Source organism: Streptomyces sp. NPDC014870 (assembly GCF_043081505.1).
Lineage (GTDB): Bacteria > Actinomycetota > Actinomycetes > Streptomycetales > Streptomycetaceae > Streptomyces.
On record NZ_JBIBWQ010000005.1, the window covers coordinates 354217 to 368609 of the forward strand.

Genomic DNA, 14393 nt, shown 5'->3' on the forward strand with positions numbered 1-14393 from the left:
TCCTGCCAGACCTAGGGCCGGAGCGGCGGTAGTACGTCCGCGAGCTCCTTGAGGAGCAGGCGCTTCGGGCGGGCGCCGACCATCGATTTCAGGGGTTCGCCGGCGCGGAAGAGCATCAACGTGGGGGTGGCCAGGACGCCGTGGCGGAGGGTCGTCTCCGGGTTGTGGTCCACATTGATCCGGACGATCTTCAGGTGGTCCCCCTCCTCCTCCGCGATCGACCTGAGCACCGGGCCCAGTTGGCGGCACGGCGCGCACCAGTCGGCGGTGAACTTCACCAGGACCGGGAGGTCGGGGTCCGCGGCGAGGACCTCGGTGTCGAAGGTCGCGTCGGTCACGTCCGTCACATGGGTCATTTCGTCAGCCTCCGAGTTCGCATGTGGGTTCCGGGCCGCCGGGCTGCTCCGCCTCGGCCCGTAGCAACTGCGCGGCGACCTGGGCGCGTACCGCCTGGAGCTGGTCCACGAGGGCGTCCAGCTCCGCCAGCTTGCGGCGGTACACGTCGAGCGAGGCGGGGCAGGCGTCGCCCGCCGGGTGGCCGGCTCGCAGGCAGTCGACGAACGGCCGGGTCTCCTCCAGTTCGAACCCGAAGTCCTGCAGGGTCCTGATCTGCTGGAGGAGGCGCAGGTCGTCCTCGTCGTACGTGCGGTAGCCGTTCTCCGTGCGCCGGGCGGCCAGGAGGCCACGGGACTCGTAGTAGCGCAGAGTCCGCGTGGTCGTCCCGGCCCGCTCGGCCAGCTCGCCGATTCGCATGGAGGCGAACGTACGCCTTGACGCCGACGTCAAGGCAAGGACGTCGTCAGGGGCGACGGGCCGCCGGCCGCTCGTGGGCGAGCACGGACCAGATCTGGGTGTCGTGGCGGACCCCGTCGTACGGCCAGGACTCGCGCTCCGTGCCCTCCAGGGTCATGCCGAGCCGCTCGGCCACGGCGGCGCTGCGCGCGTTGTCCGCGCGGCAGTGCCACGCGGCGCGGTGCAGACCGCGGGTGCCGAAGGCCCAGTCGAGCAGGACGCCGCACGCGGTCGTGATCAGTCCGTTGCCCTCGGCGGCCGGCTCCAGCCAGCAGCCGATCTCGCAGTTGCCCGAGGCGGCGTCGAGGGACACGAACATCACGCCGCCGACGAGCGTGCCGTCGAGCCAGATGCCGTAGAGGCGGGCGCCGTCGGCGGCCTGCCGCTCGGCGTAGCGGAGCAGGGTGGCCCGGGCCCCGTCGAGGCTGTCGGTGACGAAGGCCTGTCCGACCCACGGCCGGATGTGCTCGCGCGCGCGGTCCAGGTTCGCGGCGAACTCCTCGGCGTGCCAGGTCTCCAGCGGGCGCAGGAGGGCGTTGTCCCGGAGCGGGAGGGAGAACATGGCGGCGACCCCATTCGCATAACAAGCGTTACGGCTATGTACAGTAGCAGCATGCCACGCGCCAAGGGGGACCACGAGGCCCGCCGACTCGAAGTCTCGGAGGCGGTCTGGCGCGTGCTCGCGAGCCGGGGGTTCGGCGGGCTGACCCTGCGGGCCGTGGCCACGGAGCTGGGCGCGACCACCGGTCTGCTGACCCACTACTTCCCGGCCAAGAGCGACCTGGTCGCCCACGCCCTCGACCTGCTCGACCAGCGCACCACCGCACGCTCCCGGCGCACCTCGGGCACGGGCCTCACGGCCGTACGGAACGCGCTGCTCGACATCCTGCCGCTGACCCCCGAGGCCACGGACTCCAACCGGATCTGGGTCTCCTCCTGGGACACCGCACTCGCCGACCCGGCTCTGCGCGCCGACTACGCGGGAAAGTACGCGCGCGGCCGCGACCGGCTCAGGGACGCGCTCGCCGCGGCCCAGGAACTCGGCGAGCTGCCTCCGGGCGACCCGGCGCGGCTCGCCGCGGGCGCCCTGTCCTTCGCGCTCGGCCTGGTCGTGCAGGCCCTGCTCGACCCGGACGCCTTTCCGGCCGAGCGCCAGGTCGAGCTGCTGGACGACTACCTGGCCGCGCTCGCCGCCCGAGCTGAATGAGCTGACCCAGCTGCCCGAGCCGACTGAGCTGACTGAGCCGCCTGAGCCCTCAGGCCTCGTGGGTCGCGCCCGGTGGCAGCAGGGGTTTGCGCTCCACCGGCGAGGACAGGACGATCGAGGTCGTCGTGCGGCCGAGGGCGGAGGTCTGTTCCAGGATCTCTTCGAGGTGGATGGTGTCGGTGACCGCGACCTTGAGGATCCAGCAGTCCTCGCCGACGACGTGGTGCGCCTCGACGACCTCCGGGCGGGCGGTCAGTTCCAGCGTCCGGGGGTGCTTGAGGGTGTAGCCGCCGTGCGGGTTCACCCGGATGAAGGCCTGGATGCCGTAGCCGAGCCTGGCCGGGGAGACATGGGCGCCGTAGCCGGTGATCGCCCCGCACGCCTCCAGCCTGCGCACCCGCTCGGTGACGGCCGCCGGGCTCAGGCGGACGCGGCGGCCCAGCTCGCTGAGCTTGATCCGGCCGTCCGCCTGGACGAGTTCCAGGATCTGCCGGTCGATGGCGTCGAAGGACCCCGCCGAGGTTTCGTTGGCGGCGGGACGCAGATGCCGTGGTTCCTTCGGCGCGGCGGCCTGGACTCCCATGTTTCCCCCTTCAGCTGACGAACGCCCAACGTAACACTTGTCGTATGGACATTCTGATCATTGGCGGGAACCGCTATTTCGGAAAGCGGCTGACGACTCGCCTTTCGGATTCCGGGCATTCCGTGACCCTGCTCAATCGCGGTTCTTCCGGCGCGCCGGAGAGGGTCGCGCACATCGTCGCCGACCGGAACGACGAGGCCGCTCTGGAAAAGGCGCTGGGCGATCTGACCTTCGACGCCGTCATCGACCAGGTCTGTTACACCCCGCTCCAGGCCTCAATCGCCCGACGGGTTTTCGGGTCGCGCACCCGACGCTATGTGATGACGTCGACGGTCGAGGTGTACGCGTACGAGGACTCCGCGGCGCCCGTGCGGGAGGAGGCCGTCGACCCGCGTACCGTCGCCGTCGACCCCGACCTCCCCTGGGACGACCAGGAGTTCCTCGACGCGCACTACGGAGAGGGGAAGCGGCAGGCGGAGGCGGTCTTCGCGGCCGAGCCCGCGTTCCCGTACACGGCGGTACGGGTCGCCCATGTGCTCGGCGGCGCGGACGACTTCACGGGGCGGGTCGGCCACTACGCGGACCGGATCCGGGCGGGCCGGCCGATCGCCGTGCCGGCGGTGAACCACCCGGCCACCTATGTGTACGTCGAGGAGGTCGCCGAATTCCTGGCGTGGGCGGTGGAGCAGGAATTCACCGGGGCCGTCAACGCGCATTCCCACGGGCCGCTGACCACCGCCGAGATATGCGCCGAGATCGAGCGGAGAGTGGGCGGTCGTGCCGTATTCCGGGAGGTGGAGGTCGGCGAGGTGTCGCCGTTCTCCTTCGCCCGTTCGTACGGCATGGACAATTCTCGCGCGACCGCGCTCGGATTCTCCTTCCGGCATTCCTCGGAGTGGCTCGGCCAGGCGCTCTCCGAGACGCTGGGGGTGCGCTGATGCGGTACCGCGCGCTCGGGGACGTACGGGTCGGGGCGATCGGGCTCGGCGCCATGCCGCTCTCCATCGAGGGGCACCCGGACGAGGCCCGCGCCCTGGCCACCGTCCACGCGGCGCTCGACGCGGGTGTGACCCTGCTCGACACGGCGGACTCCTACCACCCGCCCGGCGGCGAGCCCGGCGCCGGCGAACTGCTGGTGGCGCGGGCCCTGGCCACGTACGGGGGTCGTGGCCGGACCGGTGATGTGCTCGTCGCGACGAAGGGCGGGCGGGGGCGGACCACCGACGGCGACTGGACGGTGGACGGGCGGCCGGAGCACCTGCGGCGGGCCGCGGAGGCCTCGGCGCGGCGACTCGGTGTCGAGGCGATCGGGCTCTACCAGCTCCACAAGCCGGATCCGGCCGTGCCGTACGCGGAATCGCTGGGCGCGATACGGGAGTTGCTGGACGCGGGCACGATCCGGCTGGCCGGCGTCTCGAACGTGGACGTGGCGCAGATCCGGCTCGCGCGGGAGGTGCTGGGCGAGCGGCTGGTCTCCGTACAGAACCGATACTCCCCCGCCGTGCGGACCGCGGAGGCCGAACTGCGGCTCTGCGCGGAGCTGGGGCTCGCGTTCCTGCCGTGGAGCCCGCTGGGCGGGATCTCGCGGAGTTCGCTCGACGGGGCGTCGGACCTGGCGGAGGACCCGGAGTTCGGGGCGTTCCACCGGGTGGCGCGGGCGCGCGGGGTGAGCCCGCAGCGGGTGGCGCTCGCGTGGCTGCTCGCGCGGTCGGAGACGGTGCTGCCGATCCCTGGCGCGAGTCGGCCGGAGACCGCACGGGACTCGGCGGCGGCGGGCGAACTGGTGCTGGATGCACAAGAGTTGGCCGAGCTGGACGCGGCGGATCCGGGCGAGCCGGGCGAGCCGGGCGAGCCATAGCCGGCCTCGCCGACGTTCGGCGGGGCTTCGACGGTCGAAGACACCGCGCCCATTGACGGGTGCGGTGTCTCCAACTACAAAAGCTTTCTGAGAGCGCTCTCAGGCGCTCGTCCCCCCAGCGGAGGTGTTCTTCCTTGAGCTCCCTGAGCCGCGCCAGACGCACCCCACTCCTCGCCTCGCTCCTCGCCGCCGCCCTCGCCGCGGGCGCCCTGCTCGGCCTGGGCGGCGCCGGCACCGCCAGCGGCGCCGTGCCCCCGGCCCCCGGCTGGTCGCTCCAGTGGAGCGACGACTTCAACGGCCCCGACCGCGCCCTGCCGAACGCCGCCGACTGGCAGATCGACACCGGCCACGGCTATCCGGGCGGCCCCGCCAACTGGGGCACCGGAGAGATCCAGAACTACACGTCGAGCCCCGACAACGTGCGTCTCGACGGCACCGGCAACCTCCGCATCACCCCGCTCAAGGACGGCGCGGGCAACTGGACGTCGGCCCGGATCGAGACCAAGCGCGCCGACTTCAAGGCCCCGGCGGGCGGCACCCTGCGCATCGAGGGCCGCGTCCAGATGCCGAACGTGACCGGGGCCGAGGCCGCCGGCTACTGGCCCGCCTTCTGGGCTCTGGGCGCGCCCTACCGGGGCAACTACTGGAACTGGCCCGCCATCGGCGAGTTCGACATCATGGAGAACGTCAACGGCATCAACTCGGTCTGGGGCGTGCTGCACTGCGGCGTGAACCCCGGCGGCCCGTGCGGCGAGACCACCGGTATCGGTGCCAGCCGCGTCTGCCCGGGCGCGAGCTGCCAGTCCGCCTTCCACACGTACCGCTTCGAGTGGGACCGCTCGGTCACCCCCAACGCGCTGCGCTGGTACGTGGACGACCAGCTCTTCCACAGCGTGGACGAGAACCGGGTCGGCGCCCAGGCTTGGGCCGACATGACCAGCCACGCCGGCTACTTCCTGCTGCTCAACGTGGCGATGGGCGGCGCCTTCCCCGACGCCCTCGGCGGCCCGACCCCGACCGCGGCGACGGTCTCGGGACGGCCGATGCTCGTCGACTACGTGGCGGTGTGGACGAAGGGCGGCGGTACGACCCCGCCGACGACTCCGCCGACCACCCCGCCGCCCTCGGGCTCCTCGCAGCTGTACCTGCGGACCGGCGGGGGCGCGGGTGACGCCCAGGCGGCCGCGTCGACGGTGACGCTCGCCTCCGCGGGCGGCGCCAACCACGACGGCAACCCCACCAACCCGCAGGTCTTCACCTCCGGACCGATCACGCGGACGTACAACGGCGGCGCCACCCAGTTCGACCTGTTCGTGGACGCCGGCGCGGTCGTCGCCAACGGTCAGCAGGTGCGGGTCAGTTACGACCGCACGGGCGACGGGAGTTGGGAACGGGTGGAGACGTACGCGTACTTCGCCACCGATCCGGTCCCGGGGTACGAGCACTACACGCAGGCGAGCGGTCTGAAGTCGGCGACCGGCAGCCACGGGAACCTGTCGAACGGCCGGGTCCGCGTCGAAGTGTGGAACGCGATCGGCAACGGGCCGAGCACCGTCGGTGTGGGCAACCAGTCGGTGGTCCGGATCCCGTTCTCCTGACGGCGGGCGCGGAGCACCAAGGGAGCGCCCCCGGCCGTGTGCACGGCCGGGGGCGTTCCGTACCCCGGAGCCCGGATCCGGCTCAAGGCCCGGGAGCCGGGGCGGTCTTCGGATCGGATCCGATTCGTCGGATCCGGAGCCTTGGATCCGATGTCTTGGATCCGATGTCTTGGATCCAGAGCCTTGGATCCGATGTCTTGGATCCAGAGCCTTGGATCCGATGTCTTGGATCCAATATCCATGATCCTGGATCCAATGCGCCGTATCCAAGGCTCTGGATCCGGTTCGTTGAATTCGGTCCGTCGGCTCCCCAGCCTTGGATCCGATATTCGATATCCGATATCCGATGTCCGATCGGGCTCAGACGGTCGCGCGGACCTTCCCCTCCTCGTCGTCCGCCCGCTGGTCCGGCACCGGACCGTCCTCGTCCGGCTCGGCGACCGGGCCGTGGTCGTCGACGAAGGTCTTCTCGTCGAACGGGACCCGTCCGGCGAGGACCTCCGCGACCCGCTCCTTGTCGATCTCCTTGGTCCAGGTGCCGACGAGGACGGTGGCGACGGCGTTGCCCGCGAAGTTCGTGAGGGCGCGGGCCTCGCTCATGAAGCGGTCGATGCCGACGATCAGACCGACGCCGTCGACGAGCTCGGGGCGGTGGGACTGCAGGCCGCCCGCGAGGGTCGCCAGGCCGGCGCCGGTGACACCGGCGGCGCCCTTGGACGCGATGATCATGAAGACGAGGAGCGAGATCTGCTCGCCGACCGAGAGCGGGTTGCCCATGGCCTCGGCGACGAAGAGGGAGGCCATCGTCAGGTAGATCGCGGTGCCGTCCAGGTTGAAGGAGTAGCCGGTCGGGACGGTGATGCCGACGACGGGCTTGCTGACGCCCAGGTGCTCCATCTTCGCGATCAGCCGGGGCAGCGCGGACTCGGAGGACGAGGTGGAGAGGATCAGCAGGAACTCACGGCCCAGGTACTTCAGCAGCGTGAGGATGTTGACGCCCGCGACGATCCGGAGCAGCGCGCCGAGCACCACGAAGACGAAGAGGGCGCAGGTCACGTAGAAGCCGATCATGATGACCGCGAGCGACTTCAGCGCGTCGATGCCGGTCGCGCCGACGACCGCCGCCATGGCGCCGAACGCGCCGATCGGGGCCACCCACATGATCATCGCCAGGATCCGGAAGACAAGCCGCTGGATGTGCCCGATCCCGCGCAGCACGGGCTCCCCGGCCCGCCCCATGGCCTGCAGCGCGAAGCCCGCGAGGAGGGCGACGAGCAGGGTCTGCAGGACCTCGCCCTCGGTGAAGGCGGAGACCAGCGTGTGCGGGATGATCCCGAGCAGGAAGTCCGTGGTGGACTCGCTCGCCCCGCCCGCCTGCTTGGCGCCCGCCTCGGCCAGTTCCTTGGTGAGGTGGAGGCTGGAACCGGGCTCCAGGATGTTGCCGACGAGCAGACCGATCGCGAGGGCGACCGTCGACATGACGAGGAAGTACCCGAGCGCGAGCCCGCCGACGGCCCCGACCTTCGCGGCCTTGCGGACCGAACCGACGCCGAGGACGATCGTGCAGAAGATGATCGGGGAGATCATCATCTTGATCAGGTTCACGAATCCGGTACCGAGCGGCTTGAGCTCGACGGCGAAGTCCGGCGCCACGAAGCCGACCGTGACGCCGAGGATCACGGCGCCGATGACGGCGATGTACAGATAATGGGTGCGGTCCCGCTGTGCGGCCACGGGGTCCTCCTCGTGCTGATGGGGGTGTCCACGTCCCGGTGGATCCCCGCGACTATCCATCAGCCTGTGACCCGGGTCACGCTTACGTTCGTTTCGTTCATGGCCGAACTGTCACACTGGCCCGCATGCGCATACCCCTCCCCCGGCCCCGCAGCCTCGCCGGCCAGCTCTTCGCGATGCAGGTCGTGCTGGTGGCGGCGATCGTGGCCGGGTGCGCGGTCTTCGCGTACGTCACCGATCGGTCCCAGGCCGAGGAGACCGCGCGCCGCCAGTCCACCGCGGCCGCGACGGCCGTCGCCGCCTCCCCCTCCGTGCCCCAGGCGCTCCGCTCGCCGAACCCCACGGCCCTGCTCCAGCCGTACGCCGAGTCGGTACGGAAGCGGACCGGCGTCGACTTCGTGGTGGTCATGTCCCCGGACGGCACGCGCTGGTCGCATCCCGAGGGCGTCGAGATCGGGCGCACGTACCGGGGCCACATCGAGCCGGCGCTCCAGGGAAGGACCTTCTCCGAGACGCACATGGGGGTGCTCGGGCGCTCGGTGCGGACGATCACGCCGGTGTACGAGGACGGGAAGGTCGTCGCCCTGGTCAGCTCGGGCATCACCATCGAGAAGATCAGCGAACAGGTGCGGGAGCAGGTCACGGCCCTGCTGGGGATGGCGGGGGCGGCCCTCGCCATCGGCGGAGCCGGTACGTACGTGATCAACGCGCGGCTGCGGCGGCACACGCACGGGATGAACGCGAGCGAGCTGAGCCGGATGCACGACTACCACGAGGCCGCGCTGCACGCGGTGAGCGAGGGTCTGGTGATGCTGGACGGGCAGCGCAGGATCGCGCTCATCAACGACGGCGCGCGGGAGCTGCTCGGCCTGGACGCGGAGGTCGTCGGCCGGTCGGCGGCCGACCTCGGCCTGCCGGTCTCGCTCACCACGGCGCTGCTCGCCTCGGAGCCGCGGGTGGACGAGCTGCATCTGACGGCGGAGCGGGTGCTCGTGGTCAACACCCGGCCGGTGGTCGGCGGGGAGCGCCGGGGTACGGTCGCGACGCTCCGGGATCGCACCGAACTGCAGGCGCTGACGGGTGAGCTGACGTCGGAGCGCGGGTTCACGGAGGCGCTCCGCTCGCAGGCGCACGAGGCGGCGAACCGGCTGCACACGGTCGTCTCGCTGATCGAACTCGGCCGGGTGGAGGAGGCGGTCGGCTTCGCGACGGCGGAGCTGGAGCTGGCCCAGGCGCTCACCGACCGGGTCGTGGACGCGGTCGGCGAACCGGTGCTCGCGGCGCTGCTCCTCGGCAAGGCGGCGCAGGCCAACGAGCGGGGTGTGGAGCTGACGCTCACCGAGGACAGCCGTATCGACGACGGGCTCCTGCCGCCGGAGATCCCCTCGCGGGACCTGGTGACGATCCTCGGCAACCTGATCGACAACGCGGTGGACGCGACGAGCGGCACCCCGCACGCGCGGGTCGCGGTCACCGCCCGCACGTGCGACGGTGAACTCCTCCTGCGGGTCGCCGACACCGGGCCCGGGGTCGAGGAGGGCGACCGGGACGCGGTCTTCGACCGCGGCTGGTCCACCCACGGCCCGGCCAGGGGCCTCGGTCTGGCCCTGGTCCGACAGGCGGCCACCCGCGCCTCGGGCACGGTGACCCTGGCGGACACCCCCGAGGGCGGCGCGGAGTTCACCGTACGCCTGCCCCTGGCACAGCCCCTGCCGAAGCCGCGATCACAGCCGAAGCCGCAACCCGGCGTTCCCGACTCGGAGGTGTCCCTGTGAGCACGAGCAGCAGCCGGATCGGTGACCAGGGCATTCGCGTGCTGGTGGTGGAGGACGACCCGGTCGCCGCCGACGCGCACGCCCTGTACGCGGGGCGGGTGGCCGGGTTCACCGTCGTCGGGGTGGCGCACTCCCGCGCCGCCGCCGTGCGGGTCCTCGACCGTACGCCGGTCGACCTCATCCTCCTCGACCTCTACCTGCCCGACGGGCACGGCCTCCAGCTGCTCCGCGCGCTGCGCGCCGGTGGCCACTCGGCCGACGTCATCGCCGTGACCTCGGCCCGCGATCTCGCGATCGTGCGCGAGGGCGTCTCCCTCGGGGTCGTCCAGTACGTGCTGAAGCCGTTCACGTTCGCGACCCTGCGGGACCGGCTCTCCCGGTACGCCGAGTTCCGCGCGGCGGCGGGCGAGGCGTCCGGTCAGGACGACGTCGACCGGGCCCTGGCCGCGCTGCGCGCCCCGCAGCCCGCCTCGCTCCCCAAGGGCCTGAGCGCACCGACCCTGGAGGCCGTCACCCGCACCCTGCGGGGCGCCGCCGAGGGGCTGACGGCGACCGAGGCCGCCGCGGCCGTCGGCATCTCCCGGATCACCGCGCGCCGCTATCTGGAACACCTGGTCACCGACGGGCGGGCGGCGCGGGCGCCGCAGTACGGTCAGATCGGCAGGCCGGAGCTGCAGTACCGCTGGATCCCGTCGGGTGTCCGCTGACCGGACGCCCGCCGCCGGTCACCGAACCGACGGGTGATCATTACGGATGGTTACCACCGGGTTCCCACGTTTCTACGACATCCGGCCTTGGGCGAACGCACCGTAGCCACTGGTCACGTTACGCATCTACGGTGACGGCGTGCACCACACCCCTCCCCCTCCTCCTCCGTTCAACGCGCTCGCAGCGCGCCGCCTCCGTGAGGGTCTCGGCATGGCGCCGGGTCATGTCGCCTACGGTCTGCGCGCGCAGTACGGTCTCGCCGTCGCCCCCGAGACGGTCGTCGCCTGGGAACGCGGGCGCCTCGCGCCCTCCGCCCAGGAGCTCACCGCCCTCGCGGGGGTCCTGTGGTGCGCTCCGGGCGAGCTGATCGCCGACGCCACGACCCTGCGCGAGCACCGGATGGCCCGCGGTCTCCCGTCGGACGAACTCGCCCGGCGGGTAGGCCTGGACGGCCCCGGCTATCTCCGGATGGAGGAGTCGGGCCGCTGGCGCGGCAACGAACGCCAGACCGCCGCCCTCGCCGAGGTCCTCGGCCTCGGGCCCCGCGAACTGCTGCAGGTGACCGGCCGGGCCGACGAGCTGGCGGCGCTGCTGCGGGACGCGGCGACGACGCGCTGGCAGGCGTACGTACGGCCGGTGGTGAAGCTGCTGCCGCTGCCCAAGCGGATCCTGGAGCCTGCGCTCCAGCGGCTGCACACCGACTACCACGCCAAGATGGCGGCCACCAGCAGCTGGGGCGCCTCGGGCGGCAGCGGCGACGCGGGCCGCGAGTACCTGGACGGCATCGTGGCCCACTTCTGGGACGCCGTCGGCCCCTGAGCCAGGACGCCGGACCCTAGGGTGGTGGCGTGAGACGACACATACCCTTCGAGAACCTCCACAACTTCCGTGATCTGGGCGGCTATCGGACCGCCGACGGCGGCACCGTCCGCTGGCAGCTCCTCTACCGGGCCGACTCCCTGGCCAAGCTGCGCGGCCCCGACCTGGGCGGCTTCGGCGCGCTGGGCGTGGAGACCGTCATCGACCTGCGCTACCCGTGGGAGATCGAGGCCAAGGGCCGGCTGCCGCGGACCGCGGAGACCGACGGGATCGCCTGGCACAACCTGAGCATCGAGCACCGCCCGTACGACCAGGCGGAGATCGATCCCGACGTCGACCCGTGGCGCTATCTCGCCGACCGGTTCGCCGAGGTCGCGGCCGACGGCGCGGCGGAGCTGCGCGAGGCCCTGGAGGTCGTCGCGGCGGCGGACGGTCCGCTGGTCTTCCACTGCGCCTCCGGGAAGGACCGTACGGGTCTGCTCGCCGCGCTGCTGCTCGGGCTGCTCGACGTCTCCGACGAGCAGATCCTCGACGACTTCGCCCTGACCGAGCTGGCCACCGCGCGCCTGGTCGCCGACTGGCACGCCGCCCACCCGGGGCGCGAGCTGCGCTGGCCGGGCTACGGCCGCGCACCGGCGGAGATCATGCGGCTCGTCCTCGCGGACCTGCGCGCCACCTACGGGTCGGTGTACGGGTACGTCACCGGTCACGTCGGTCTCGACCCGGCCGTGGTGGAGGCGCTGCGCGAGCGGCTCGTGGAGCCGGCACCGCTCCCGGACCGGCCCTGGGTCGTGTCCGGACACGACCCAGGCGTGTCTAGCGGCGGTCGAAGCTGAAGAGCTGGCCGGCGGCGTCCGCGCGGCAGGGCGCCTGGGCCAGCTTCGCCCACTCGGCGGCCCGGTCGCCGACGACGGTCACGCAGGCGTCCGGGGTCGCCGAGCCGGCGGGGACGATGCGGTAGCCGGTGACCGGGCTGCCGAAGGGTTCCAGGCGGAACGTTTCGACCCGGCTGGTGTTCCCGCACTCGGAGTCCTCGAACGCGGCGTCCGCGATCCGGCCGCCGGACGGGATGCCCGAGCAGCCGGGACCGTAGTCCGGGTGGTCGGAAACGATTCGCCACCCGCCCGCGCCGAGGTCCTTGAGCGCATAGCGGGGAACGTCGGCGCCCGCGCAGGGGCGCTGGTGGATCTGGCCGCTGCGGCCGCCGCGCCGCTCGTTCAGACAGAGCTCGGAGCCGATCACCCGGATCTGCACGTCGCCCTCGGCGGGCGCGGTGACGGTCTTCGGCCGGTCGCCGCTCCCGTCCGTCACGAGGGCGCCGACCAGGCTGACGGCGGCGAGGACGAGCCCGGCGACGGCGACGACGGCGACGAATCCACGGCGGAACCGGGACGGAGGGCCGGAGGACTCCTCGTCGGCTCCCTCGCCGGTCCGGCCACCGTTCCCGGCACTGGCACCGGCACCGGAGCCGCGTTCGGCCGCGTGCACGACCTCCTCGGACCTCGGCCAGGATGCCCCCGCCTCCACCGCGCCCTGATCCGCCGGGCCTTCGTCCTCCGCGCCCTGCCCCATCGCCACCGTCCCCGCGTACACCCCCCGTACCGCCAGCTCCTTGCGGACGCCCTGCCAGCTGTCCAGCTCCCCGGGGCTCACGCCACAGGCGCGCACGAAGGTCGCGAGCAGTTCCTCTCGGGGGACGGTCGAGCGGGCGAGCATGTTCGCCACGGTCGAGCGGGGCAGGACCTCGCCGAGCGCCTCCGCGCGGGCCGACAGCTCCCGGTAGGTCAGCCCGGACCAGTCCTTGAGCTGCTGCAACAGGGCGATGAACGAGGCGGCGTCGGTGGCCTCGCGCGGGTCGGGTGCGCCGCCCCCGCCGGCCGTTCCCTCGGTCATGCGCACTCCCCGCCCCTCCCCCGGGCCGAGTTGGGACATGTCCGGGACAGCCCCAAGCCTTGTTGATCCGCCTGTTCAACTCAAGAGTGGAAATCGGCAATTCCGGTCAGGGCCGGAATCGGCACGGGGGAAGCACAGGGGCACGGGGGAAAGCACGGGGGAACGGGAAGGGCCCCGATCGTCCACGGGGGGACGATCGGGGCCCTTCACCGGAACTCGGGACCTCCTCGGGACCTTCGTCCCGGACGGCCGGGTCAGAAGACCGACTCGGCCTCGGACATCCGGCTCTCCGGCACGGTCTTCAGCTGCGTCACGGCCTCGGCCAGCGGCACCATGACGACGTCCGTGCCGCGCAGCGCCGTCATCCGGCCGAACTCGCCCCGGTGCGCGGCCTCCACGGCGTGCCAGCCGAAGCGGGTCGCGAGCACCCGGTCGTACGCGGTCGGCGTGCCGCCGCGCTGGACGTGACCGAGGATGACGGGCCGGGCCTCCTTGCCGAGGCGCCGCTCCAGTTCGACCGCGAGCCGGTTGCCGATGCCCTGGAAGCGCTCGTGGCCGTACTGGTCGATCTCGCCCTTCTGGTACTCCATGGAGCCCTCGGCGGGGTGCGCGCCCTCGGCGACGCAGACGACGGCGAACTTCTTGCCGCGCGCGAAGCGCTCCTCGACCATCTTGACCAGGTCGTCGACCTGGAAGGGCCGCTCGGGCAGGCAGATGCCGTGGGCGCCGCCGGCCATGCCGGACTCCAGCGCGATCCAGCCGGCGTGCCGGCCCATCACCTCGACGACCATCACGCGCTGGTGGGACTCGGCGGTGGTCTTGAGGCGGTCTATGGCCTCCGTCGCGACGCCCACGGCGGTGTCGAAGCCGAAGGTGCGGTCGGTGGAGGAGATGTCGTTGTCGATCGTCTTCGGTACGCCGACGACGGGCATGCCGGCGTCGGAGAGCATCCGGGCGGCGGTCAGGGTGCCCTCGCCGCCGATCGGGATGAGGACGTCGATGCCGTACTTCTTCGCCAACTCCGGGGCGGACTCGGCGGCTTCGGCCAAGCGGTTGCGCTCCAGGCGGGCGGAGCCGAGGATGGTGCCGCCGCGGGCGAGGATGCCGCTGACCGCGTTGAGGTCGAGCGGGCGGACATGTCCGTCGAGGAGACCCTTGAACCCGTCCTCGAAGCCGATGACTTGGTCGTCGTGGCCGGTGAGCGCGCGGTGCACGACCGACCGGATCACTGCGTTCAGGCCAGGACAGTCGCCGCCTGCGGTGAGAACTCCGATGCGCATCGTGCTGTGTCTCCTGCTCGGTAGCGGTACATGTGAGCTCTGTCGATTCTCACACGCCCAGCGAGGCACCCGCGCTCCCTGCTACTCCGCACGCCGGACTTCTGGGGCCTTTCGTCCCGGTTTTCAGGCCGTTCGCCCGCCCTGCG

The 14393-nt window shown here is 72.0% G+C and carries 15 protein-coding genes; 8 read left to right on the forward strand and 7 right to left on the reverse strand.

Translation table 11 applies throughout. The features are described from left to right. Positions 1-11: 11 nt before the first annotated feature. Genes ACF09C_RS17165 through ACF09C_RS17175 form a run of 3 tightly spaced genes read right to left on the reverse strand, consistent with a single transcriptional unit; the run spans position 12 to position 1354 of the window. Positions 12-356 carry a thioredoxin family protein gene (locus ACF09C_RS17165; protein WP_392092256.1) on the reverse strand — a complete coding sequence of 115 codons (345 nt, stop codon included), beginning with the start codon at positions 354-356 and terminating at the stop codon, positions 12-14. A gap of 4 nt (positions 357-360) precedes the next feature. Then, a complete protein-coding gene (locus tag ACF09C_RS17170) occupies positions 361-753 on the reverse strand; it encodes a MerR family transcriptional regulator (RefSeq protein ID WP_392092257.1) in 393 nt (130 codons plus the stop codon). Positions 754-799: 46 nt separating this feature from the next. Next, positions 800-1354 carry a GNAT family N-acetyltransferase gene (locus ACF09C_RS17175; RefSeq protein ID WP_392092258.1) on the reverse strand — a complete coding sequence of 185 codons (555 nt, stop codon included), beginning with the start codon at positions 1352-1354 and terminating at the stop codon, positions 800-802. A gap of 51 nt (positions 1355-1405) precedes the next feature. Between ACF09C_RS17175 and ACF09C_RS17180 the strand changes: the two genes are divergently transcribed. Next, positions 1406-1999, forward strand: a complete 594-nt coding sequence (locus ACF09C_RS17180; RefSeq protein ID WP_392092259.1) for a TetR/AcrR family transcriptional regulator — start codon at positions 1406-1408, stop codon at positions 1997-1999. 49 nt (positions 2000-2048) lie between these two features. On the opposite strand, the gene ACF09C_RS17185 is transcribed toward ACF09C_RS17180, so the two are convergent. Then, positions 2049-2582, reverse strand: a complete 534-nt coding sequence (locus ACF09C_RS17185; RefSeq protein ID WP_392092260.1) for an Lrp/AsnC family transcriptional regulator — start codon at positions 2580-2582, stop codon at positions 2049-2051. A 44-nt stretch (positions 2583-2626) separates the two neighbouring features. Here ACF09C_RS17185 and ACF09C_RS17190 point away from each other — a divergent pair, with 44 nt between their 5' ends. The 3 genes from ACF09C_RS17190 to ACF09C_RS17200 all read left to right on the forward strand — a co-directional run bounded on the left by ACF09C_RS17190 (position 2627) and on the right by ACF09C_RS17200 (position 6038). After that, positions 2627-3520, forward strand: coding sequence for an NAD-dependent epimerase/dehydratase family protein (locus tag ACF09C_RS17190; protein ID WP_392092261.1), 894 nt, complete (start codon positions 2627-2629; stop codon positions 3518-3520). Continuing rightward, positions 3520-4440 carry an aldo/keto reductase gene (locus ACF09C_RS17195; RefSeq protein WP_392092262.1) on the forward strand — a complete coding sequence of 307 codons (921 nt, stop codon included), beginning with the start codon at positions 3520-3522 and terminating at the stop codon, positions 4438-4440. The genes ACF09C_RS17190 and ACF09C_RS17195 overlap by 1 nt, the downstream gene beginning before the upstream one ends. Before the next feature lie 134 nt (positions 4441-4574). After that, positions 4575-6038 (forward strand): glycoside hydrolase family 16 protein, encoded by a 1464-nt coding sequence (locus tag ACF09C_RS17200; RefSeq protein WP_392092263.1) that lies wholly within the window; start codon positions 4575-4577, stop codon positions 6036-6038. Between the two features lie 360 nt (positions 6039-6398). On the opposite strand, the gene ACF09C_RS17205 is transcribed toward ACF09C_RS17200, so the two are convergent. Then, positions 6399-7832 (reverse strand): cation:dicarboxylate symporter family transporter, encoded by a 1434-nt coding sequence (locus ACF09C_RS17205; protein WP_392092264.1) that lies wholly within the window; start codon positions 7830-7832, stop codon positions 6399-6401. A gap of 65 nt (positions 7833-7897) precedes the next feature. Here ACF09C_RS17205 and ACF09C_RS17210 point away from each other — a divergent pair, with 65 nt between their 5' ends. From ACF09C_RS17210 to ACF09C_RS17225, 4 genes are all read left to right on the forward strand, one after another. Next, positions 7898-9547, forward strand: a complete 1650-nt coding sequence (locus ACF09C_RS17210; RefSeq protein ID WP_392092265.1) for an ATP-binding protein — start codon at positions 7898-7900, stop codon at positions 9545-9547. Continuing rightward, on the forward strand, positions 9544-10254 hold the full coding sequence (locus ACF09C_RS17215) for a response regulator (protein ID WP_392092266.1): 711 nt from the start codon (positions 9544-9546) through the stop codon (positions 10252-10254). The genes ACF09C_RS17210 and ACF09C_RS17215 overlap by 4 nt, the downstream gene beginning before the upstream one ends. Positions 10255-10465: 211 nt before the next feature. After that, positions 10466-11074 carry a helix-turn-helix domain-containing protein gene (locus ACF09C_RS17220; RefSeq protein WP_392092407.1) on the forward strand — a complete coding sequence of 203 codons (609 nt, stop codon included), beginning with the start codon at positions 10466-10468 and terminating at the stop codon, positions 11072-11074. Between the two features lie 29 nt (positions 11075-11103). Beyond that, positions 11104-11910, forward strand: a complete 807-nt coding sequence (locus ACF09C_RS17225; protein WP_392092267.1) for a tyrosine-protein phosphatase — start codon at positions 11104-11106, stop codon at positions 11908-11910. Here the strand turns inward: ACF09C_RS17225 and ACF09C_RS17230 are convergent. Both ACF09C_RS17230 and ACF09C_RS17235 read right to left on the reverse strand, forming a co-directional pair. Further along, positions 11891-12967, reverse strand: a complete 1077-nt coding sequence (locus ACF09C_RS17230) for a helix-turn-helix domain-containing protein (protein ID WP_392092268.1) — start codon at positions 12965-12967, stop codon at positions 11891-11893. The genes ACF09C_RS17225 and ACF09C_RS17230 overlap by 20 nt on opposite strands. Before the next feature lie 254 nt (positions 12968-13221). Continuing rightward, positions 13222-14247, reverse strand: coding sequence for an ATP-dependent 6-phosphofructokinase (locus ACF09C_RS17235; RefSeq protein WP_392092269.1), 1026 nt, complete (start codon positions 14245-14247; stop codon positions 13222-13224). Positions 14248-14393 lie beyond the last annotated feature (146 nt).